Annotated in this window: 19 protein-coding genes, 3 tRNA genes and 1 other RNA gene; 13 read left to right on the top strand and 10 right to left on the bottom strand. The window is 70.1% G+C overall.

The features are described from left to right. The 4 genes from CXQ97_RS00210 (at position 1) to CXQ97_RS00195 (ending at position 3,289) form a co-directional block, all read left to right on the top strand. Complete coding sequence (locus CXQ97_RS00210; RefSeq protein ID WP_258062103.1) at positions 1-465, top strand: redoxin domain-containing protein; 465 nt, start codon at positions 1-3, stop codon at positions 463-465. After that, positions 462-1,445, top strand: coding sequence for an NAD-dependent protein deacetylase (locus CXQ97_RS00205; RefSeq protein WP_258062102.1), 984 nt, complete (start codon positions 462-464; stop codon positions 1,443-1,445). The genes CXQ97_RS00210 and CXQ97_RS00205 overlap by 4 nt, the downstream gene beginning before the upstream one ends. A gap of 90 nt (positions 1,446-1,535) precedes the next feature. Then, complete coding sequence (locus CXQ97_RS00200) at positions 1,536-2,120, top strand: hypothetical protein (RefSeq protein WP_146069542.1); 585 nt, start codon at positions 1,536-1,538, stop codon at positions 2,118-2,120. Between the two features lie 149 nt (positions 2,121-2,269). Then, the gene (locus CXQ97_RS00195; RefSeq protein ID WP_181034925.1) at positions 2,270-3,289 is read left to right on the top strand and encodes an acyltransferase family protein; all 1,020 of its coding nucleotides are present in this window, start codon (positions 2,270-2,272) and stop codon (positions 3,287-3,289) included. 87 nt (positions 3,290-3,376) lie between these two features. Here the strand turns inward: CXQ97_RS00195 and CXQ97_RS00190 are convergent. Together CXQ97_RS00190 and rlmN are read right to left on the bottom strand one after the other, a co-directional pair. Then, positions 3,377-3,452: transfer RNA gene (locus tag CXQ97_RS00190), tRNA-Val, on the bottom strand. 98 nt (positions 3,453-3,550) lie between these two features. After that, positions 3,551-4,777 carry a 23S rRNA (adenine(2503)-C(2))-methyltransferase RlmN gene (gene rlmN / locus CXQ97_RS00185; RefSeq protein WP_258062101.1) on the bottom strand — a complete coding sequence of 409 codons (1,227 nt, stop codon included), beginning with the start codon at positions 4,775-4,777 and terminating at the stop codon, positions 3,551-3,553. Positions 4,778-5,008: 231 nt separating this feature from the next. On the opposite strand from rlmN, the gene gndA reads away from it, so the two are divergent. After that, positions 5,009-6,445, top strand: coding sequence for an NADP-dependent phosphogluconate dehydrogenase (gene gndA / locus CXQ97_RS00180; RefSeq protein ID WP_104178850.1), 1,437 nt, complete (start codon positions 5,009-5,011; stop codon positions 6,443-6,445). 93 nt (positions 6,446-6,538) lie between these two features. Here gndA and epsC read toward each other — a convergent pair whose 3' ends face one another. The 3 genes from epsC to msrA all read right to left on the bottom strand — a co-directional run bounded on the left by epsC (position 6,539) and on the right by msrA (position 8,745). Then, the gene (epsC, locus tag CXQ97_RS00175) at positions 6,539-7,126 is read right to left on the bottom strand and encodes a serine O-acetyltransferase EpsC (RefSeq protein ID WP_104178849.1); all 588 of its coding nucleotides are present in this window, start codon (positions 7,124-7,126) and stop codon (positions 6,539-6,541) included. 51 nt (positions 7,127-7,177) lie between these two features. Beyond that, complete coding sequence (cysK, locus tag CXQ97_RS00170) at positions 7,178-8,113, bottom strand: cysteine synthase A (protein WP_104178848.1); 936 nt, start codon at positions 8,111-8,113, stop codon at positions 7,178-7,180. A gap of 107 nt (positions 8,114-8,220) precedes the next feature. After that, positions 8,221-8,745, bottom strand: a complete 525-nt coding sequence (gene msrA / locus CXQ97_RS00165) for a peptide-methionine (S)-S-oxide reductase MsrA (RefSeq protein WP_104178847.1) — start codon at positions 8,743-8,745, stop codon at positions 8,221-8,223. 105 nt (positions 8,746-8,850) lie between these two features. Here msrA and CXQ97_RS00160 point away from each other — a divergent pair, with 105 nt between their 5' ends. The 3 genes from CXQ97_RS00160 to CXQ97_RS00150 all read left to right on the top strand — a co-directional run bounded on the left by CXQ97_RS00160 (position 8,851) and on the right by CXQ97_RS00150 (position 11,549). Further along, positions 8,851-9,744: a Nif3-like dinuclear metal center hexameric protein gene (locus CXQ97_RS00160; RefSeq protein WP_104178846.1), complete on the top strand. Its 894-nt coding sequence runs from the start codon at positions 8,851-8,853 to the stop codon at positions 9,742-9,744. Between the two features lie 111 nt (positions 9,745-9,855). Then, complete coding sequence (locus CXQ97_RS00155; RefSeq protein WP_104178845.1) at positions 9,856-10,605, top strand: zinc ribbon domain-containing protein; 750 nt, start codon at positions 9,856-9,858, stop codon at positions 10,603-10,605. Beyond that, on the top strand, positions 10,602-11,549 hold the full coding sequence (locus CXQ97_RS00150) for a reverse transcriptase-like protein (protein WP_258062100.1): 948 nt from the start codon (positions 10,602-10,604) through the stop codon (positions 11,547-11,549). Before CXQ97_RS00155 ends, CXQ97_RS00150 begins: the two co-directional genes overlap by 4 nt. Positions 11,550-11,612: 63 nt before the next feature. Here CXQ97_RS00150 and CXQ97_RS00145 read toward each other — a convergent pair whose 3' ends face one another. Beyond that, positions 11,613-12,374: a YaaA family protein gene (locus CXQ97_RS00145; RefSeq protein ID WP_104178844.1), complete on the bottom strand. Its 762-nt coding sequence runs from the start codon at positions 12,372-12,374 to the stop codon at positions 11,613-11,615. 88 nt (positions 12,375-12,462) lie between these two features. Between CXQ97_RS00145 and rnpB the strand changes: the two genes are divergently transcribed. Both rnpB and CXQ97_RS00135 read left to right on the top strand, forming a co-directional pair. Next, positions 12,463-12,862, top strand: an RNA gene (gene rnpB, locus CXQ97_RS00140) — RNase P RNA component class A. Positions 12,863-13,428: 566 nt separating this feature from the next. After that, positions 13,429-14,721 (top strand): MFS transporter, encoded by a 1,293-nt coding sequence (locus CXQ97_RS00135; protein WP_104178843.1) that lies wholly within the window; start codon positions 13,429-13,431, stop codon positions 14,719-14,721. A gap of 43 nt (positions 14,722-14,764) precedes the next feature. Here the strand turns inward: CXQ97_RS00135 and def are convergent, their stop codons facing one another. The 4 genes from def to orn form a co-directional block, all read right to left on the bottom strand. After that, a complete protein-coding gene (gene def / locus CXQ97_RS00130; protein ID WP_104178842.1) occupies positions 14,765-15,337 on the bottom strand; it encodes a peptide deformylase in 573 nt (190 codons plus the stop codon). 5 nt (positions 15,338-15,342) lie between these two features. After that, positions 15,343-16,515 (bottom strand): acyl-CoA dehydrogenase family protein, encoded by a 1,173-nt coding sequence (locus CXQ97_RS00125; protein ID WP_181034923.1) that lies wholly within the window; start codon positions 16,513-16,515, stop codon positions 15,343-15,345. Between the two features lie 148 nt (positions 16,516-16,663). Further along, positions 16,664-16,736: transfer RNA gene (locus CXQ97_RS00120), tRNA-His, on the bottom strand. 124 nt (positions 16,737-16,860) lie between these two features. Next, positions 16,861-17,463 (bottom strand): oligoribonuclease, encoded by a 603-nt coding sequence (gene orn, locus CXQ97_RS00115; protein ID WP_104178840.1) that lies wholly within the window; start codon positions 17,461-17,463, stop codon positions 16,861-16,863. Positions 17,464-17,729: 266 nt separating this feature from the next. Here orn and mptB point away from each other — a divergent pair, with 266 nt between their 5' ends. From mptB to CXQ97_RS00100, 3 genes are all read left to right on the top strand, one after another. Next, the gene (gene mptB / locus CXQ97_RS00110) at positions 17,730-19,250 is read left to right on the top strand and encodes a polyprenol phosphomannose-dependent alpha 1,6 mannosyltransferase MptB (protein WP_104178839.1); all 1,521 of its coding nucleotides are present in this window, start codon (positions 17,730-17,732) and stop codon (positions 19,248-19,250) included. A gap of 82 nt (positions 19,251-19,332) precedes the next feature. Continuing rightward, positions 19,333-19,749, top strand: coding sequence for a DUF3224 domain-containing protein (locus CXQ97_RS00105; protein ID WP_104178838.1), 417 nt, complete (start codon positions 19,333-19,335; stop codon positions 19,747-19,749). Positions 19,750-19,805: 56 nt separating this feature from the next. Continuing rightward, positions 19,806-19,878: transfer RNA gene (locus CXQ97_RS00100), tRNA-Arg, on the top strand. The last annotated feature ends 111 nt before the right edge of the window (positions 19,879-19,989 follow it).

Here is a 19,989-nt window from a genome sequence, read left to right as displayed (position 1 = left end):
GTGGCACTGGACGTAGGGGCCGTCGCTCCTGAATTCACGCTCGCGAACCAGTTCGGCGAGACCGTCGAGAGAGCTTCCCTGGTCGGCGGCGCGGTCGTCGTCTTCTTCCCCTTCGCCTTCTCCCGGGTCTGCACCGACGAGCTCGGCCAACTGCGGGACAACCTCGACCTCTTCGACGCCGCAGGTGTGAGCCTCGTCGCCGTGTCGGTCGACCACAAGTACACGCTGCGCGCCTTCGCCGACGCCAACGACATCTCCTTCGACCTCCTGGCCGATTTCTGGCCCCACGGGACCGTCACACGGGCCTTCGACGCCTTCGACGAGGTCCACGGTTACGCCGAACGCATCAGCTACGTCCTGGACGGCTCCGGGGTCGTCCGTGCGGCCGTCTCCTCGCCCCACGGGCAGGGGAGGCCCATCGCGGACTACGCCCGCGCGCTGAGCTCGGTCGAAGCCGCCCTGTGACCGCCGGGTCCGGCCGTCCGCCGGACGACCTGCCCGGACCCGCCTCCAACCCGGGCCTCGGCCTGACGGGCTTCGTGAGCACGGCGCCCGCGGAGGGCCTCGCCCCGCTCGGGCAGGAGGAACGCCTGCTCCTCGACCGGGCCGTCGCCCTGCTGGGCGGTCACCGGCTCGCCGTCCTGACTGGGGCGGGCCTGAGCACGGACTCGGGCATCCCGGACTACCGCGGGCCGGAGTCGGTACCGCGCAGCCCCATGACCTACCAGCAGTTCGTCGGGGACGAGGCACTGCGACGCAGGTACTGGGCCCGCAACCACGTGGGCTGGCGGCACCTCCGCCGGGCGGACCCCAACGCAGGCCACGCCGCCGTCGCGCTGCTGGAGCAGCGGAACCTGCTGTCGGGCCTGATCACGCAGAACGTCGACAGGCTCCACTCCTCGGCGGGAAGCCTGAACGTCATCGACCTGCACGGCACCTTCGACCGCGTCGTCTGCCTGCAGTGCGCGTCCACCTTCGCACGGTCGCGGATCGCCGAGATCCTCGAGGGGCTGAACCCCGGCTATCTCGAGCGGGAGTCGGATGCCGGGGATGTCGCGCCGGATGCCGACGCCGACGTCGACGAGACGGGCGACTTCGTGATGGCCCCCTGCCCGGTCTGCGGCGGGATGCTGAAGCCTGACTTCGTGTACTTCGGGGAGAACGTGCCCAAGGGCCGCGTCGCGGAGGCCTACGCGATGGTCGACGACGCCGGCGCGCTGCTCGTCGCCGGGTCCTCGCTGACCGTCATGAGCGGGCTGCGGTTCGTCCGCCACGCGGCGAAGGCGGGCAAGCCGGTGGTGATCATCAACCGGGGGCCCACGAGGGGCGACGAATTCGCGTCGCTGAAGATCGAGGCGGGCGTCTCGGAAGCCCTGGACTTCCTCGCTCGCCAGTTGCCGGACCTCGGGCAGGGCCAGGGGATTATCCACCCCCGGCGCGAGTAGTTCGAGGGGAAACCGAGTAGGTACTACTGTTTTCCGGACCTCCCCGGGCGTCATAGGTTCAACCCATTGGTCTCTCAACCGGGGTGGAAAATGCGTTCTTCGACTAGGTCTCTTCTCATCGCTCTCGGCACTGCGGCGGTCATCGCCGGCCAACCCCTGCTGATGGAGCCCGGGAGCCAGGCGGCGGAGGACGTGCCGCCGGCCGTGCAGGCCCCTGCGGCCGAAGCGCCGTCGCCGGCCGGCGTGCAGGAGGGCGTGCAGGAGGGCGCTGACGGAGCCCTGCCCGTCGCGCCCGCTGCGGAGACCGGTCCGCTGCCGTCCCCGGCTCCCCGTCCGTCGGGCAGCGGGAGGGGCGGCGACCTGCCTCCAGAGGATCTCCCTGCACCGCCCTACCCTCAGTGCCCGATCACGGAGGCCGGCGCCTGGTGGACGGATCCGGCCGATCCCTATACCTGCATCCCGCCCGGCTCCCTCCCCTTCCACGAGCCCACGCCACCGGGGATCGACCCCGAGCTGCTGGAACCGATCTTCGAGGAGCCCGGGACGGCGCCGGACCAGGGGGACGACTGCCGCACCACCGGGGCATTCCAGTGCACCGTCACGATCATGGGTCAGGACTATGTCGTGACCTTCGCGCACGGGAAGCCGGTCGGCATCCTGGAGGTGCAGGGCTAGACGTCCTGCGGGACCTCGGGCGGACGGCACCGTGAACCATGCCGTCCACGAAAGCGCCACCTCCCGTCGCCGGCCGTCGGGAGTGGCCTCCGATCGCCGGCCGGGCCACGCTTGGAGCCATACCCATTCGTCCGACCGTGGAGGAGTGTTTGACGACCCTGCGCGCGCCGATACCCGGCGCACCGACACCGGACGCACGAGCGGTCCGCTCCGGGGCCATCGACGGCCTGCGGGTTCTCGCGGTCGTCGGGGTCGTCGCCGGGCACGTCTGGTCGGGCCCGCTCGTCGACGCCGGACTCTACACCTGGCACGTCCCCGCGTTCTTCCTGTTGTCCGGGTACCTCTGGAAGGCCCGGGAACCTGGTACCCGAGGGGCGTCCGTGACGGAGGCGAAGAAGCGCTTCGGGACGATCATGACGCCGTTCTTCGCCTGGCTGGTCGTGACGCTGATCGTCCACGTCGCCATCCATCGGTACCGCGGGACGCTGACTCCCGAGGCGGTGATCCTGCCCCTCCTGGGCGGGTCCCTCAACGCAGGACCGTTCGGCGCGTACTGGTTCATGCCGGCGCTGTTCCTCTCGGCCGTCCTGTTCCGGGTCCTCGAGCGTGCGACCCTCGTCCTCCGGATAGTGCTCATCGCCGGTCTCGCGATCATCACCGACCTTTTCCAGGAGGTCCTCGCCCCGCTGCCCATGTCGCTCGGTGTGGCCGGCGGCGCGCTCGTCTTCATGCTCGCGGGCCAGGGACTGCAGCACCTCCGCAGCCGGGTGGAGGCGCCGATCCGGGTCGGCGCGGTGTGCCTCGCCGCGGGCGCGGCGCCGGTCATCGCCGGGGTGTCGGCGCCTCTGGACATGAAGTACGGCGAGCTGGGCACGCCGGTCCTCGGGGTCGCCGTCGCGGTGCTGATCGGCGTGGGCCTGCTCCTGATGCTCGAGGGCCTGTTCCCCCTGCTGCCCGGCTGGGTGCATGCCGTGTCGGGGAGGCTCGCTGCGGGCTGCCTGATGGTCGTGCTGACCCACACGTACGTCCTCTGGCTGCTCGACGTACCGGACGCCGAGCGGTCGTACCGGGTACTGGTGCTCGCGCTGGTCCTGCCGTGGGCTGTGGCCCTGATCCTCCACCGGACGCCGCTGTCGCGCCTGTCCCTCGGGATGCCGCGCGCCGGCTGATCGTGCACGCCCCCCTGGCCGGAGTGCCCGGACAGCAGGAAACCCCGCCCTTCCGGACATCTGCCCTGGGAATGGCGGGGTTTCTCGTGGTGGGTCCTACCGGGATCGAACCGATGACATCCACGGTGTAAACGTGGCGCTCTACCAGCTGAGCTAAAGACCCTCGTCCTGCGATCCGCCCGTCCGGCGACTGCCGGACGGCTGCATCACGAGGGACGACTATACCGGCCGCCCGCGGTGTTCCGCCAATCCGGCCACCTGCTACTCGCCGGCGGCGAGCTGCCCGCAGGCTCCGTCGATCTCCTTGCCGCGGGTGTCGCGCAGCGTGGTCGGGATGCCGGCGGCGCGGAGGCGGTTGATGAACTCGGTCGACACGCTCTTCTCGGACGCCGTCCAGATGGAGCCGGGCGTGGGGTTGAGCGGGATCGGGTTGACGTGCACCCAGCCGCGGCCGCGCTGGTTGAGCTTCTTCGCCAGCAGGTCGGCGCGCCAGGCGTGGTCGTTCATGTCCTTGATCAGCGCGTACTCGATGCTCACGCGCCGGCCCGTGGTGCGGTAGTAGTTGTAGGCGGCGTCGAGGGCCTCGTCCACCTTCCAGCGGGTGTTGACGGGGATCAGCTCGTCGCGGAGCTCGTCGTCGGGAGCGTGGAGGGAGAGCGCGAAGGTGACCGGCAACGATTCGGCCGCGAGCTTGTTGATGGCCGGCACGAGACCCACGGTGGAGACCGTGATGTTGCGGGCCGACATGCCGAGGCCTTCGGGGGAGTCGTCGACGAAGCGGTGCAGCGCGCCCATGACGCGCTTGTAGTTCGCCAGGGGCTCACCCATGCCCATGAAGACGATATTGGTGACACGGTCGGCATCGTGCCCGCCGTCCGTGCGCAGGTCGCCCAGCGCGCCCTCGGCGAGCGCGCGGTTCGCGGCGACGACCTGGTCGACGATCTCCGCCGTCGACATGTTGCGGGTCAGACCGGCCTGGCCGGTGGCGCAGAACGGGCAGTTCATGCCGCACCCGGCCTGCGAGGACACGCAGAGTGTCACGCGCCCGGGATAGCGCATGAGGACCGACTCCACGAGCGCACCGTCGAAGAGGCGCCAGAGGAACTTGATGGTGTCGCCGTTGTCCGTGGTCAGCCGCTTCACCTCGGTGAGCAGCGGCGGGAACATCGCCGAGACCAGCTCCTCGCGGCCCGCCTTCGGCAGGTCGCTCATCGCCGCCGGGTCCGTGGTGTAGTGCGTGAAGTAGTGCGTCGACAGCTGCTTGGCGCGGAAGCCCGGGTGGCCCAGTTCCTTCAGGCGGTCCTGGCGTTCGGCGAGCGTGAGGTCCGCGAGGTGCACCGGCGGCTGGCTGACCCTCGGGGACTTGAACTGCAGCAGGGGCCGGCCGTCGCTCGAGACGATCGGCTGCGCACCCTCCACTTCGGGCCGCACCTGGGGGCGCGCGGAAGCGGTCGGGGCAAGGGCGGGGGTTACCGTAACGTCGGACATCCTTACCATTCTTTCACGGATGGCGCCAGCGACCCAGCCGGGAGGCTGTCGCGTCGGACACGCTACCGGTGGGAGCCGCCCAGGACACAAAACGCGGCATGCGGGGGCTTCTCTGGCGGCCGGTGCGCGCACGGTAATAGTGTGAAAGCGACCGGATGGCCGGCGTGGGAACGCCCGAAGCACCGGTAGATGCAGCGATCTGCATCCAGCAGACTAACGACGGAGAACACATTGAGCGCACAGATCGGCGTCACAGGCCTGGCAGTGATGGGGGCGAACCTCGCCCGGAACCTCGCCCGCAACGGCTACACGGTGGCCCTGCACAACAGGTCGGTGGAGAAGACGGACGCGTTGCTGCAGAAGCACAGCGGCGACGGCGAGTTCATCCGGACCGAGACGCTGCAGGAGCTCGTCGACTCCCTCGAGAAGCCCCGCCGCGTGCTCATCATGGTGAAGGCGGGCAAGCCCGTGGACTCGGTGATCGACCAGCTCACCCCTCTCCTCGAACCCGGCGACATCGTGATCGACGGCGGCAACTCGCACTACGAGGACACGCGGCGCCGTGAGGCGGCCCTGTCCCGGCACGACCTGCACTTCGTCGGCGTCGGGGTGTCGGGCGGCGAGGAGGGCGCACTCCTCGGCCCGTCGATCATGCCCGGCGGCTCCCGTGAGTCCTACGACTCCCTCGGCCCGATGCTCGAGAAGATCTCCGCGAAGTACAACGGCGAGCCGTGCTGCCGCTGGATCGGCACGGACGGCGCCGGCCACTTCGTGAAGATGGTGCACAACGGCATCGAGTACGCGGACATGCAGGTCATCGGCGAGGCCTTCGACCTCCTCCGCTCGGGTGCCGGGATCGAACCGGCGGACCAGGCGAAGATCTTCACGGACTGGAACAGCGGCACGCTGTCCTCCTTCCTCATCGAGATCACCGCCGAGGTCCTCGGGCACACCGACCAGCGCACGGGCAAGCCCTTCGTCGACGTCGTCGTCGACGCGGCCGGCCAGAAGGGGACCGGCCGCTGGACCGTGGTGTCGGCGCTGGAACTGGGCAGCCCGACGTCGGGTATCGCCGAGTCCGTGTTCGCGCGCGCGCTGTCCTCGCAGCTCGAGCAGCGCCTCCAGGCCCAGGACATCCTGCAGGGCCACGAGGGGACCGTCGACCTGCCGGACACCTTCGTCGAGGACGTCCGGCTCGCGCTCTACGCCTCGAAGCTGGTCAGCTACGCGCAGGGCATCGACATGCTCACGGCGGCGGCGAAGGAGTACGGCTGGGAGCTCAGGCTCGATGAGATCGCGTCGCTGTGGCGTGCAGGCTGCATCATCCGGGCCGAACTGCTCGACGACATCATGAAGGCCTACGCGGGCGAGGGCCGCCCGGCCAACCTGCTGCTGGCCCCCGCGTTCGCCGAGGCGATCGCCGGCGCGGTACCGGCCTGGCGCCGCGTGGTGGCGACCGCCGTCCAGCTGGGCATCCCGGTGCCGGTCTTCTCGGCGTCGCTGGCCTACTACGACGGCCTGCGCCGCAAGCGCCTCCCGGCCGCCCTCACGCAGGGCCTCCGCGACCTGTTCGGCGCCCACACCTACAACCGTGTCGACATCGAGGGCACCTTCCACACCCTGTGGGGCGAGGACAAGTCCGAGATCGAGGCCGTCGACACCCACTGACGGTCACCCGACGCAGGAAGCCCCGGACCTCGGTCCGGGGCTTCCTGCGTTCCGGCCCGGAAAGGGGCCGGGCGTCCTGGACGTCAGGACGCGCTAGATGTAGATGGCGGGATCCACGTATTCGGCGGGATCCACCGCGGGCTGCGTCTCACGGCGCGAGTCGCGATGACGGAATGTCGCCGGGATACCCGTGACGATCGAGTCCGGAGGGGTGTCCTTCACGACGACGGCGTTCGCGCCGACCGCGCTGCCCGCACCGATGGTGATCGGCCCGAGGACCTTGGCTCCGGCGCCGATCGTGACGCGGTCGCCGATGGTGGGGTGACGCTTCACCTTCTCGAGCGACCGGCCGCCGAGCGTCACGCCCTGGTACAGCATGACGTCGTCGCCGATCTCCGCCGTGCCACCGATGACGATCCCCATGCCGTGGTCGATGAAGAACCTGCGCCCGATCGTCGCCGCCGGGTGGATCTCGATCCCGGTGAGCGCACGCGCGAGCTGCGACAGCACGCGTGCCGGGAACCGCAGCTTCTCGTTCCGCCACATGCGGTGGGTGAGCCGGTGGACCCAGATGGCGTGCAGCCCGGAGTACACGATGGTGTTCTCGAGGGACCCACGGGCGGCCGGATCGTGGGTGCGCGCGGTGTCGAGGTCCTCGCGCAGTCGTTCTAGAAAGCTCACCGGCTACCTTCTCGGGAATGGTTGTGGATCGTCGGAACGGGGCGGGACTGGTCAGCCGCGGATGTCGTCGAAGAGGACCGTGGAGATGTAGCGCTCGCCGAAATCGCAGACGACCGCCACGATGAGCTTACCGGCGTTCTCGGGACGCTTCGCGAGTTCGAGCGCTGCCCAGACGATGGCTCCCGACGAGATCCCGCCGAGGATGCCCTCCTGGGTGCCGAGCGCCCGGGCCACGCGGACCGAGTCCTCCACCGTGGCGTCGAGCACCTCGTCGTACGCCTCGCGGTCGAGGTTCTCGGGGATGAAGTTCGCCCCGAGGCCCTGGATCTTGTGCGGGCCGGGGGCGCCGCCGTTGAGGATGGGGGAGTCCGCGGGTTCGACGGCGACGATCTGCACGCCCGGCTTGCGCTCCTTGAGCACCTGTCCTACGCCCGTGATGGTGCCGCCGGTCCCGACGCCCGCCACGAAGATGTCCACCTCGCCGTCCGTGTCCTCCCAGACCTCCTCGGCCGTGGTGGTGCGGTGGATGGCGGGGTTGGCCGCGTTGGCGAACTGCTGGGCCCAGATGGCGTTCTCCGTCGTCGCGACGATGTCCTTCGCCCGCTCGACGGCGCCCCGCATGCCTTCGGAGCCCGGTGTGAGGACGATCTCGGCTCCGTACGCCCGCAGCATGACCCGCCGCTCGGTGGACATGGTCTCGGGCATCGTCAGGATGACGCGGTAGCCGCGTGCCGCGCCCACCATCGCCAGGGCGATCCCGGTGTTCCCGGACGTCCCCTCGACGATCGTCCCGCCGGGCTGCAGCGCTCCTGCCCGTTCCGCCGCGTCGATGATGGCGACGCCGATCCGGTCCTTCACGCTGTTGGCGGGGTTGTAGAACTCGAGCTTGACCGCAACCTGCGCGTCGAGACCCTCTGTCAGGCGGTTCAGCCGGACGAGGGGTGTCCGTCCCACGAGCTGTGTGACGTCGTCGTAGATCTTTGCCATGCGGAGCCTGCCTGTTCGGGAAAGGGGAGGGGGAGGCGTCGACCGTGGCGGCCGGACGCCTGCCCCCGAGCGACGGCGGTCAGCTTAACGGGTGCCCACGGGTGCGCCTAGGCGGCGAGCCACTGGGCGTAATATTTGCGGGCCTTCGACAGCTTCGGGTTGATGATCACCTGGCAGTAACCCTGCTCGGGGTGCTTGGCGTAGAAGTTCTGGTGCCAGTCCTCCGCGACGTGGAACTGCGGGAGCCTGCTGACCTCGGTGACGATCGGGTTCTTCCAGTTCTCCTGGTTTCGGGTGATCGCCTCCTCGAACAGCGTCTTCTGCTCGGTGTCCTGGTAGTACATGACGCTGCGGTACTGCGTGCCGACGTCGTAGCCCTGCCGGTTCAGCGTCGTCGGGTCGTGGGACACGAAGAACATGTCCAGGACGACGTCCTCCGGAATGACGGTCTCGTCGAAGGACACCGCGACGACCTCGGCGTGTCCCGTCGTGCCGGAGCAGACGGAGTCGTAGTCAGGATGCCGCGTGTGGCCGCCGGTGTAGCCGGAGACCACCTCGGTCACGCCACGGGTCTTCTGGTAGAGGGCATCGAGGCACCAGAAACAGCCCCCACCGAGCACGAAAGTCTTCATGACTGTGTCAATGCGCGGTGCGCCCCGATGATTCCCGGCGGTCATCCGCCCTCGGTGAACCGCGGAGGCTTGGAGGGGTCGCCGGGGGCAGGTATTACTGGTGTCATGGAACAGAACGAGTACGGCGCGCGTCCCACAACCGTCCCCTCACCCGCGCTCCACGTGCCGACCGTCGTCGACGTCCTCGGGGCCATCGAGGAGCTGTGGCCCGCGAAGCTCGCCGAGGCGTGGGACGCCGTCGGGCTGGTGGCCGGCCGGTCCGGGACGAGCGTGGAGAAGATCCTCTTCGCGGTCGACCCCACCGGCGCCGTCCTCGACGAGGCGCTCGACTGGGGTGCGACCATGATCGTGTCCCACCACCCCCTGCTGCTCAAACCCGTCACCACCGTCGCGGCCTCCGGCTTCAAGGGCGACGTGGTCCACCGGCTGATCGAGGCCGGCTGCGCCCTCGTCACCGTGCACACCAACGGCGACAGCGCCGTCGGCGGCGTCTCCGACGTGCTGGCGGACGCCCTGGGGCTGCAGGACACGGAACCCCTCGCCCCGGCCGCGGACGGACTGCCGGAGGAGGGCATCGGACGCGTGGGCGACCTCCCGGCCGCCGTGCCCCTCGGGTCCTTCGCCGAAGCCGTCTTCTCGATCCTGCCCGCGGTGGCCGGAGGCGTGCGCGTGGCCGGCGACAAGGACGCGCTGGTGCGCCGGATCGCCGTGTGCGGAGGGGCGGGGGACTCCCTGTTCGACCGTGTCCGTTCGAGCCGGGCGGACGTGTACGTGACGGCCGACCTCCGCCACCATCCGGCGTCGGAGGTGCGGGAGGCGGCGGGTGACGGGCCGCCGTACCTGATCGACGTCTCCCACTTCGGCAGCGAATGGCTCTGGCTCACGCCGGCGGCCGACGCCCTGGGCGCCGTCCTCACCGACCGGGGCTTCACCACCGACATCCGCGTCAGCGGGGTCAACACCGACCCCTGGGACTTCGTGCTGACGCCCGGCCACTGACCCGCCGGCTGCCGGGCCGTGCCGGGCGGCCCGGACGGTCGTGGTGGCCTAGGCTTGGACGACGCCCCCCGACCCACCGAGCCCCATCCGACCGACCCCCGGAGGTTTACCGTGGCCAAGGCTGCACCCGAGGAACAACTCCGCCTGCTCGACCTGCAGGCCCTCGACTCGACCCTCAACAAGCTCTCCCGCCAGGCTGTCGCAGCCCGGGGCAACCCCGCACTCGGGACCGCAGCGGCCCGTGTGGCCGAGGTGGACGCCGAACTGGTGCGGGCCAGCACGGAGCTGGGAGACCTCGAACGTGAACTGACGCGTGCGGAGGACGAGGTGCAGTCCGTCGTGAACCGCCTTGAACGGGACGAGAAGCGGCTCAACAGCGGAACCGGGACGTCGAAGGATCTCACCGCGCTGCAGCACGAGGTCGCCTCGCTGACGAAGCGGCGCTCCGACCTCGAGGACGTCGAGCTCGACGTCATGGAACGCGTGGAGGCGGCGCGTACCGCCCGGGACGAGGTGCAGGTGCGCACCAACGGGGTCCGGGAGGAGCTCCGCGCCCTCGAGGAGGCGCGCGACCTCGAGCTCGCCGACATCGACGTGCAGCGCGTCGACGTGCAGGCACGCCGCAACGAGCTCGCGTCGACGTTCGAGACGGCCCTCCTCGCCGTGTACGAGCGGATCCTCGTCAAGCGCGGCGTGGGCGCCGCCCGGCTGTTCCACGGCAAGTCCGAGGGGTCCGGCATGCAGCTCAGCCCCGGCGATCTCGCCGACATCGCCGGCGCCGCACCCGACGACGTCGTGCTGTGCCCCGACTCCGGCTGCATCCTCGTCCGCTCGAGCGACTGGGGCACCCAGCAGCCGTGACGCATCAGCAACTGTTCGACCCCTACGCGCTCGACGAGTCCGAGCACGACCAGGCCGCGGCCGAGGGGCCCGCCCGCCTCGTCGTCGAGGCCGACGGCGGTTCCCGCGGCAACCCCGGCCATGCCGGCTACGGTGCGCTCGTGCGCGATCCGGAGACGGGCCGCATCCTCGTCGAGAAAGCCGCATACATCGGCAAGGCCTCCAACAACGTGGCCGAGTACTCCGGCCTCGTCTCCGGGCTCGAGCTCGCACGGGAGATCAATCCCAGGGCGTCCGTCCACGTGAAGATGGACTCGAAGCTCGTCGTGGAGCAGATGTCCGGGCGATGGCAGATCAAGCACGCGGACATGAAGGTGCTCGCGGCGAAGGCCCGCAAGGTCCTCGACCCGCGCCGCGTGACGTACGAGTGGATCCCGCGTGAGCGGAACAAAGACGCCGACCGGCTTTCCAACGAAGCGATGGACGCCGGCATGGCCGGTGTGCCCTGGAAGCCCCGCGCCCCTGCGCAGGGTCAGCAGTCGACGCCGACCCCCGCAGCGGACGAGGCACCCCGCCCGGCCGGCAGGCTGCACCACGTCGAGGTCTGGACGCGGGACCTCCCCGCGGCCGAGGCGAGCCTGGGCTGGCTGCTGGAGCGCCTCGGGTTCCCGCGGAAGGAGTCGTGGGAGGACGGGGTCAGTTTCGGGTCCGACGAGTTCTACATCGTGTTCGAGAGCGGACCGGACGTCGCTGCCGGCGGACACGAGCGCCGTCGTCCCGGCGTGAACCACCTCGCCTTCCGCGGCGGCTCCCGCGACGCCGTCGACCTCCTGGCGCGTCGGGCGGCGAGCCACGGCTGGTCGCTGCTGTTCCAGGACCGGCACCCCTTCGCCGGGGGCACGGACCACTACGCCGCGTACCTCGAGAACGCCGAGGGGTTCGAGGTGGAGCTGGTCGCGGACTGATCGGCCTCCCCGCGCGTCGTCGCACCAGCCCGATCCGCGTCGGCCACTCGAAGAAGGCCCCGGTCAGTCGAGCACGATGTCGAGCTGAGCAGGCTTGCGGGCCGTCGCGGGGCGGAGGTCCGCGGTCCATCTCTCCCGGGCCGCCGCGAGCAGGGCGGAGGGTGAGGCGGGCGCCGTGCCGCGTCGCGTGAGCAGGTGGCGCGCGAACTCGCCGCGTGTGTGCTTGGCGAAGTGGGACACGACCGTCCGGCGGCCGTCGCGCAGCTGGAACACGTTGACGGCGGCGCTCTGCAGTGGTGGTGGGGCCCAGGCCGCGGCGTAGGTGCTCGAGCGGCAGTCGACGACGAGCCCTGTACCGGCATGCTCTGCCAGCGGCAGGGCCAGGTGCCTCCTCCAGTAGCCGGCCAGGCCGCCCGTGCCCGGGAGGTCCACCGACATGGACAGGCGATAGGCGGGGATCCGGTCGCCGAAGCCGATGGCGCCCCACAGGGCTGACACGACGACGCACCGCTCCCGCGCCTTGCGCTTCTGGACGGGCGTCATCGCCGCGTACCCGAGGGCGTTGTACAGGACGCCCGAATAGATGTCATGGGCCGGCGCGGCGGGGGCGACGTCGAGCACCAGGTTCCGCCGCACGTCCTCGACGAGCGAGGCGCCGACCCCGAGGACGGCGTGGGCGTCGTGGCCTGCGCTGGCGTCCCGGAGGGCTGCGAGCACGGCACGGCGGGCGTCGTCGAGCTCCGGGAAGTGGAGGTCCTCCAGTCGCACGGGGGCGCCGGTGCGGGCGGCGGACTTGCCTTCGGACGGAGGGAGCAGGATCAGCACCGATCAACCCTATCCAACTTCCGCGGGCCTCCCGTCCGCGTCGGGGCGGGGAGCGGGCCGGTGGAGTCGGTCTAGAATGGACGACGGATGGGTCGACCAGGCGGCCGCGTTGGACGGTGCGTACGCGCCCGATCCACCGAGGAACGTCCGGGCTCCGCAGGGCAGGGTGGTGGGTAACGCCCACTCGGGGTAACCCGCAGGCCAGTGCCACAGAAAAGAGACCGCTTCCCGTTGCAGGCTTCGGCCTGCGCGGGCAGTAAGGGTGAAAAGGCGGTGTAAGAGACCACCAGCACGCCGGGTGACCGGCGTGGCTCGGTAAACCCCACCCGGAGCAAGGCCAGACAGTGCCCGCTCGAGGGCTGCCCGCCCGAGGGTACGGGTAGGCCGCTGGAGGGCGTCGGCAACGGCGTCCGTAGATGGATGGCCGCCACTCGCGCGACGGCGACGGCGTGCGATGACAGAACCCGGCGTATCGGTCGACCCATCCCTCGACCTCCCCGGACGGCCACACTGCGTTCTACCGATCATCGGCGCGTCGTTCGTTGTCGAACCGTGAGCGTCCACATACTCTGTGAACACCGCCGTGGGTCTCCTCGATGAGCACGACGGTATGAACGGGTCGGCCTACTGCTGGGGCAAAGGGGCTGACCCGTTCGCTTTTCCGGGCTCGGCCCGCGATCCGCTCCGATCAGGAAGTAAGCGGCCCCCCGTACCCGGTCTCAAGAGGTAGGGGGACCGCCCGGCGTCTATAGCCGCCTCGGGAGCCGGTCGACCGCGATACTGCTGGGGGAACGACCGCGGGACCTTCTCCCACCTCTTATTCTCCGCTTCTGCCGAGGGCGCGGCAATCGGAGAGGGCCCTCTAAGCCATGGGAGAACGCGGGAACTTCCGGGAGCCCGATGCGACCGGCGAATCCGCAGGCCGGAGGAGTCGGACGGCCGGGCCTCCCGATTATGGGACCGGACACCTCTGCGGTCAAGGGTCGTCCAAGTGCCCGCGGGGATCGACGCGACGCGCCCCTTGACTGTAGGAGGGCTGGGCTAGGGTGATCGGATGAGCGCTGGGGGTACCGGGAGTAGACGATTGCTGGCGCGCAACCGTAATTTCCGTGCCCTCATGATCTCGAGCACGTTCGGCGTCTTCGGGAACGCCGTCGCCGCCGTGGCCCTTCCCGTCATCGCGGCCGTGGAGCTCGACGCGAGCGACTTCGCCGTGGCGGCGCTCGCGGGCATGACATTCCTGCCCTGGCTCCTCTTCGGCCTCCTGATCGGCGTCTGGGTCGACCGGCTTCCACGCAGACCCGTGATGCTGGCGGCGCTGGCGGTGCGCGTCCTCGTCCTCGCCCTCCTGCCGCTGGGGTACTGGCTCGGCTTCCTCACCACACCGCTGCTTTTCGCCGCCGCCTTCGTGGCGGGAGTGGCGTCGGTCTTCTTCCAGCTGGCCGACGCGGCCGTGGTGCAGCAGGCGGTCACGGCGGACGAGCTGATGGAGGGGAACGGCCTGATCACCGGGTGGGGGGCTGCGGCGGACGCTGCGGGACGCTCCATGGCTGGATGGCTCACGAGCGCGGTGGGCGCGTCCAACACGCTGATGGTGCAACTGGCCACCTCGGTGGTGTCCCTCGTCTCCCTCCGGCGGCTCGACGTCGCCGAGGTCGTGCAGCCGCAGAGTGACAGGCGCATCCTGCAGGAGATGTCCGACGGGCTGCGCTACACCTTCAGCACGGCTCCGCTCCGGGCCATCCTCCTCAATGCCGCCCTGTGGAACCTGGGTGGCAACATCGCCGCGTCCCTGCTCGTCGTGCTGGTGCTGCGGACGCTGGGGGAGTCGGAGGTGTGGCTCGGCCTGCTGCTGGCGGCGGCCTCGGTGGGCGGAGCCGTGGGCGGCACGACGGCGAACTCGCTGGGTGAGCGCTTCGGTTCCGGGCCGCTCTGGCGCTGGTCCATGGTGCCGGGCGTGATCGGCTACGCCTCGCTCCTGGTGATCACCCCCGGCTGGGGCATGCTGTGGGGTGTCCTTGGCATGTTCGTCATGGGGGCGAGTGTCGCGTGGAACATCGTGGTGGGCTCGAGCTTCCGCCAGCGAGTCTGCCCCCCCGGGATGATGGGGCGCCTCGGCGCCGCGTCGCGCATGGTGAGCTGGGGGATGCTCGCGCTCGCGAGCCTCCTGGCGGGTGTCCTCGCCGAGACCATCGGGGTGCGTGAAGCCGTCGTGGTCGGCGTCGTGATCGCCTGCCTGGCACCCCTCGTGGCCCTCCTCGGACCCCTGCGGGGCGTGAGGAGGCTCGAGGACCTCGTCGAGGCACCGGAACCCGACGCGCGCTCCGGCGCCTCGAGGAACTCCTGAGCGGAGCCCTCGGCAGGCGGGCTGCCGGCGACGTCCGCCGGCCTCAGTGGCCGAACGGATCGGGGTCGACGCCCGGCATCCAGGTCAGGCCCGGCACGCCCCACCCGTTGCTCTTCATCGCCTTCCGGGCCTTCCGCGACTGCCGCGCGTCGAGGCGGTCGACGTACAGCTTGCCGTCCAAGTGGTCGTACTCGTGCTGCAGGCATCGGGCGAACCACCCGGTGGCCTCGAACTCGACGGGCACGCCGTCGCCGTCGAAGCCGGAGATCCGCGCCCAGTCGGCCCGCTTCAGCGGGAAGGCCTCCCCGGGGACGGACAGGCAGCCCTCGGCCTCGTCGTCCGGGTCCGGATCGGAGCCGGGCACCTTCGAGGTGACGAGCGTCGGATTGACGAGGACGCCGCGCGGCGCCACGCCGTCGTCGTTCTCCATCCCGTACACGAAGACGCGCAGCCCGACGCCTACCTGCGGTGCCGCGAGCCCGACGCCGTTCGCGGCATCCATGGTCTCGAACAGGTCGGCGACGAGCGTGCGCAGCCCGTCGTCGAACGCCTCCACCGGCTGGGCACGCCGATGCAGGACGGGCTCACCCGAGATGGTGATGGGGTGCACTGCCATGGGACCTACCTGTTCTGGGTGGGACGGTCCGCGATGGACCGCCCGATGGACTCGCGCATGATCTCGCTGGTGCCGCCGAAGATGGTGAGCAGACGGGCGGCGAGGAAGGCCTGCGACACCGGGTATTCGAGGATGTACCCGTAGCCGCCGTGCAGCTGCAGGCACCGGTCCGTGATGGACTTGGCGCGTTCGCTCGCCCACAGCTTGGCCTGGGCGGCCGACGTCGGGGTCAGTGTGCCGGCGTTGAACGCCAGGACCGCCCGGTCGACGAACGTCTCCGTCACCTGGACCTCGGTCAGGAGGTCCGCGAGGACGTGGCGGGTGGCCTGGAAGTCCAGCACGCGCTCGCCGAAGGCGCTGCGGTCGGTCACGTACCGGAGGGTCTGCTCATAGGTCGCCCGTGCGAGGGCGGAGGCGGCCACGGCGATGCCGAGGCGGCCCTGCGGGATCTGCTCCAGGCTGTAGCGCAGGCCCTGGCCCACCTCGCCCACGAGGTCCGCCCCGGGCACCCGCACGTTGTCGAAGAACAGTTCGGCCGTGTCCGAGGCGCGCAGCCCCATCTTGTCCAGCTGCCGGCCGGGCGTGTAGCCCTCGCCACGGCGCACCATGAACAGCGAGAAGGCGTCACTGGCCCCGCGGCCCGTGCTGCCATCGGTGCGCGCGAGCACGAGCGACGCGTCACCGCTGATGCCGTTGCCGATGAACACCTTCTGCCCGGTGATCAGCCAGTCGTCGCCGTCGCGTACCGCCCGGGTGCGGATGCCTCGCAGGTCGCTGCCCGCCCCCGGTTCGGTCCACGCGCAGGACGTCACGATCTCGCCGGAGACCATGCCGGGGAGCCATCGTTCCTTGAGGTCGTCCGAGCCGTGGGCGAGGAGGTGCGGGAGGACGAGGTCGTCGTGCAGGTGGAAGGCGAGCCCGACCGCGAGGTGGTTGCTGCGGGCGAACTCCTCGTCGAGCACCGCGCGGAAGCGGTAGTCGGGCATTTCCGCGCCGCCGAACTCCTCGGGGACCGCGAGTCCGAGCAGGCCCTGCTCGCCCGCAGCCGTCCACACGGACCGGTCCATCATGTGCTGACGGTCCCAGTCCGCGTAGTGGGGGGCGACGGCCCGTTCGTTGAACTCGCGGGCGACATCGCGGAAGAGCTCGTGATCCTCGTCGAACACTGTGCGTTCCATGGTTCCTGGTCCTTCGATGCTGTCGGCCCCGGGCGCGGCCCGAGGGCTGCCGTCCGGGGCCGGGCTGGGCGGGGCCGCAAAATGCATATGCCGCCCCGGACGGTCTCCGGGACGGCATATACGGCCAGGATCTTCCCTGGCAACTGAGGGTGAGTAACGGGGGTTGAACCCGCGACCTCCTGGACCACAACCAGGCGCTCTGCCAACTGAGCTATACCCACCATGTGTCGCCGCCGACCGGCCCGCAGGAACTCGTTCCGGGCTGTCAGCGACAGGCAGCGGATACAAGTTTACACACTTTTCGGTGTGCTCCGAACAGGCGCCCCGGAGCCGGTCCGGCCGGACTCAGGGAGCGATCGTGCCGGCGATCGCCCGGCTCGCGGCCGAGTCGGGGCCGGGGGAGGGCACGAAGACCGCGGCGCGGTAGTAGCGCAGCTCGCGGATCGAATCCTCGATGTCGCCGAGCGCCCGGTGTCCGCCGGTCTTCGGCGGCGCCTGGAAGTACGCGCGGGTGTACCAGCGGCGCGCGAGTTCCTTGATGGTGGACACGTCGATGATGCGGTAATGCAGGTAGTCGACGACGAGCGGCATGTCGCGCACGAGGAAGTTCCGGTCCGTCCCGACGGAGTTGCCGGCCAGCTGCGCCTTACGCGGCTCGGGCACCCACTTCCTGATGTACTCGAGCACCTGCTGCTCCGCCTCGGCCATGGTGATGCCGTCGTCGAGCTCCTCGAGCAGGCCCGACGTCGTGTGCATCTCCCGGACGAAGTCGCCCATGTGCGCGAGACCCTCGGCGGTGGGCTTGATGACGACGTCCACGCCGTCGCCCAGGATGTTGAGTTCCGAGTCGGTGACGAGGACCGCCACCTCGATCAGGGCGTCGTGGGCCAGGTCCAGCCCCGTCATCTCGCAGTCGATCCAGACGATGTGCTCACTCGATATCGGCATTCGACCAATGTACCGTCCGGGACCGACGGCCCCGCCCGCCCGTCCGCGCAGTGTCCAGCGGCTACGGCGCCGGTGTCCGAGGCACTCGCGCAGGGCCCGGTGCTAATATTCGAACAGTCCGCTCAGGGCTGCGGGGAGATCTGGGTGCCCCCGCCGCTTCCGGCGCACGGCACCGCGGTGCCCCGCCGGACGGTGACCCGCCGGCGGACCGAGAACATGGGTTTGCGACGCCGACCTCCTGCCTGCCGACGATTGGAAACGCCCCGATGCCCGCCCAGGTCCCCCTCACGAAGGTCGAGACGCAGCCGGGCCCGAACCGCCCCGACGTCGCCGTCGTGCAGGGATTCGTCGGGTCCCTGCTGATGTGGATGGGCTCGCTCGGCGTCGGGTGGCTGTCCCTGGCCTCGGTCGAGCTGAGGCGGAACCCCGTCATCATCTGGCTCCGGTTCGAACCCGCGGGCGCCGTCCTGTCGGTGCTGCTGCTCGCCCTCGGCGGCATGCTCCTGATCCGGGCCTGGCTCCGCCTGGGACAGCGCCTGAACGGCTGGTCCGACGACACCCGGCCCTACCTGATGAAAGCCATCGTCGCGTGGACGATCCCGCTCGCCGCCGCGCTGCCGCTGTTCAGCCGGGACGTCTTCGCCTACATCGCGCAGGGCCAGGTGATGGTGGCCAAGCTCAACCCGTACGTGGACGGCTACTCGCAGATCTCCAACTACCTGCAGATCGGCGCCGACGACCTGTGGGCCCAGAGCCCCACGCCGTACGGCCCGGTGTTCCTGTGGATCGAGGAGGGGATCGTCCGGATCACGGGCGGGCATCCCGACACCTCGATCATCCTGTTCCGTGTCGTGGCTCTCATCGGCGTCGCCCTCTGCGTGTACTTCGTCCCCAAGCTGGCGGACCTGCACGCCATCAACCCGAACCGCGCCCTGTGGCTGACCGTCGCCAACCCGCTGTTCCTCATCAATTTCGTGGCTGCCATCCACAACGACTCCCTGATGATCGGCCTCGCGCTCGCCGGCCTGTACTTCGCCGGCACCCGGCGGCCCGTCCTCGGGATCCTGCTCATCACGCTGTCGGTCGGCATCAAGCCGATCACCCTGATCTTCCTGCCGTTCGTCGGACTGATGTGGGCGGGCAGGGGTGCCTCGTGGCCGCGACGCTTCCTCTACTGGTTCCTCACGGCCGGGCTGTCCCTCGGCATCCTGTGGGTCATGGGGTACGTGAACACGTTCGGCTTCGGCTGGGTCGGGGCGCTCAGCACGCCGGGCAGCGTCTGGATCTGGTACGCGCCCGTCGGCTTCATGGGCCTCGTCATCGCGACGCTCGGCGACGCCGTCGGGCTCAGCGGCTGGGACATCGCCAACTGGTTCACCACGCTCGCGCGCGTCGCCTCGCTGGTGATCATCGCGCTGCAGGTCTTCCGCGGCGACCACAGCCACCTCGTGCGCAGGCTCGCCGTCGCGTTCGCCGCGATCGTGCTGCTGTCGCCCATGATCCAGTCCTGGTACGTGGTGTGGCTGATCCCGCTGTTCGCCGTCACGGGCATCCGCGACGACTGGCAGGTGAAGTTCCTGTACTTCACGGTGGCCTTCTTCATGGTCTACGCCATCACCGACCAGCTGGACATCTTCCCCTACTTCGACCTGAGCCTCACGATGGCGCGTCAGGTGGCCGCCGTTGTCGCCCTCGGCTTCGCGCTGTACCTCGTCTTCGTGGACCGGAGCACGAAGGTCCTGTTCCGCAAGCGCTACCGCCCGCTGGAACCCGGGCAGCTGCACTGATCCGCGCGACGCCGGGGCAGCTCCGCCGGGCCGGTGTGAGAACGGGCATGCGGGACGGGCGCGGAGCGGCAATACTGAGCAGATGATTGAAACAGGAACGACGACGTACACCGGCGAGTTCGAGATCACCGGCTGGGACGCCGAGCCCTACACGGAACCCGGCAGCACAGGCGAGCTGTCGCGGGTCCGTGCCGCGAAGGTGTTCGAGGGGGAGATCAACGGGACGAGCACGGCCGAACTGCTCATGGCGGGGAACGACGTCGGCGCCGGGTACGTCGCGTCCGAACAGTTCGTGGGAACGGTCGGCGAGCGCACGGGCGCGATGACCGTCCAGCACTGGGGCGTCGCCGAGGGCGCCGACGCGGCCAGTTCGGGGCACATCGTCCCGGGCTCCGGTACCGAGGGACTGCGCGGCATCTCGGGCAAGGCGATCTACTCCCAGGACCCGGACGGCCAGCACCGCCTGGAGTTGAGGGTGAGCTTCCCCGAGAACGTCTGATCCGGGTCCGGGCGGCGAGGCCCGGCAGGACCGGCCCATAGTAAACTTGGGCCACTGCCTCCGTAGCTCAGGGGATAGAGCAGGGGCCTTCTAATCCTCTGGTCGCAGGTTCGAATCCTGCCGGGGGCACAGCACGAGGGCCGGACGCCGCGCGTCCGGCCCTCGTCCTTCCCCCCGACCTGTCCGCGGCGGCTCCCCGCGTCGAGCCGGTCGCCGAGCGGCCGGATCCACCACGCCTCC

The sequence above is a fragment of the Arthrobacter sp. B0490 genome, assembly GCF_002929355.1.
Taxonomy (GTDB): domain Bacteria; phylum Actinomycetota; class Actinomycetes; order Actinomycetales; family Micrococcaceae; genus Arthrobacter_D.
Note: the sequence above shows the minus strand (reverse complement) of the source record. Positions and strands in the feature narration are given on the sequence as shown.

What these genes read in the sequence shown, in the direction of transcription:
- def (WP_104178842.1), bottom strand. Translation starts at nt 15,337, where the DNA reads ATGGCAGTGCACCCCATCACCATCTCGGGTGAGCCCGTCCTGCATCGG.
- CXQ97_RS00135 (WP_104178843.1), top strand. Translation starts at nt 13,429, where the DNA reads ATGAGCGCTGGGGGTACCGGGAGTAGACGATTGCTGGCGCGCAACCGT.
- CXQ97_RS00200 (WP_146069542.1), top strand. Translation starts at nt 1,536, where the DNA reads ATGCGTTCTTCGACTAGGTCTCTTCTCATCGCTCTCGGCACTGCGGCG.
- msrA (WP_104178847.1), bottom strand. Translation starts at nt 8,745, where the DNA reads ATGAAGACTTTCGTGCTCGGTGGGGGCTGTTTCTGGTGCCTCGATGCC.
- orn (WP_104178840.1), bottom strand. Translation starts at nt 17,463, where the DNA reads ATGCCGATATCGAGTGAGCACATCGTCTGGATCGACTGCGAGATGACG.
- CXQ97_RS00160 (WP_104178846.1), top strand. Translation starts at nt 8,851, where the DNA reads ATGGAACAGAACGAGTACGGCGCGCGTCCCACAACCGTCCCCTCACCC.
- rlmN (WP_258062101.1), bottom strand. Translation starts at nt 4,777, where the DNA reads ATGTCCGACGTTACGGTAACCCCCGCCCTTGCCCCGACCGCTTCCGCG.
- CXQ97_RS00125 (WP_181034923.1), bottom strand. Translation starts at nt 16,515, where the DNA reads ATGGAACGCACAGTGTTCGACGAGGATCACGAGCTCTTCCGCGATGTC.
- mptB (WP_104178839.1), top strand. Translation starts at nt 17,730, where the DNA reads ATGCCCGCCCAGGTCCCCCTCACGAAGGTCGAGACGCAGCCGGGCCCG.
- CXQ97_RS00105 (WP_104178838.1), top strand. Translation starts at nt 19,333, where the DNA reads ATGATTGAAACAGGAACGACGACGTACACCGGCGAGTTCGAGATCACC.
- cysK (WP_104178848.1), bottom strand. Translation starts at nt 8,113, where the DNA reads ATGGCAAAGATCTACGACGACGTCACACAGCTCGTGGGACGGACACCC.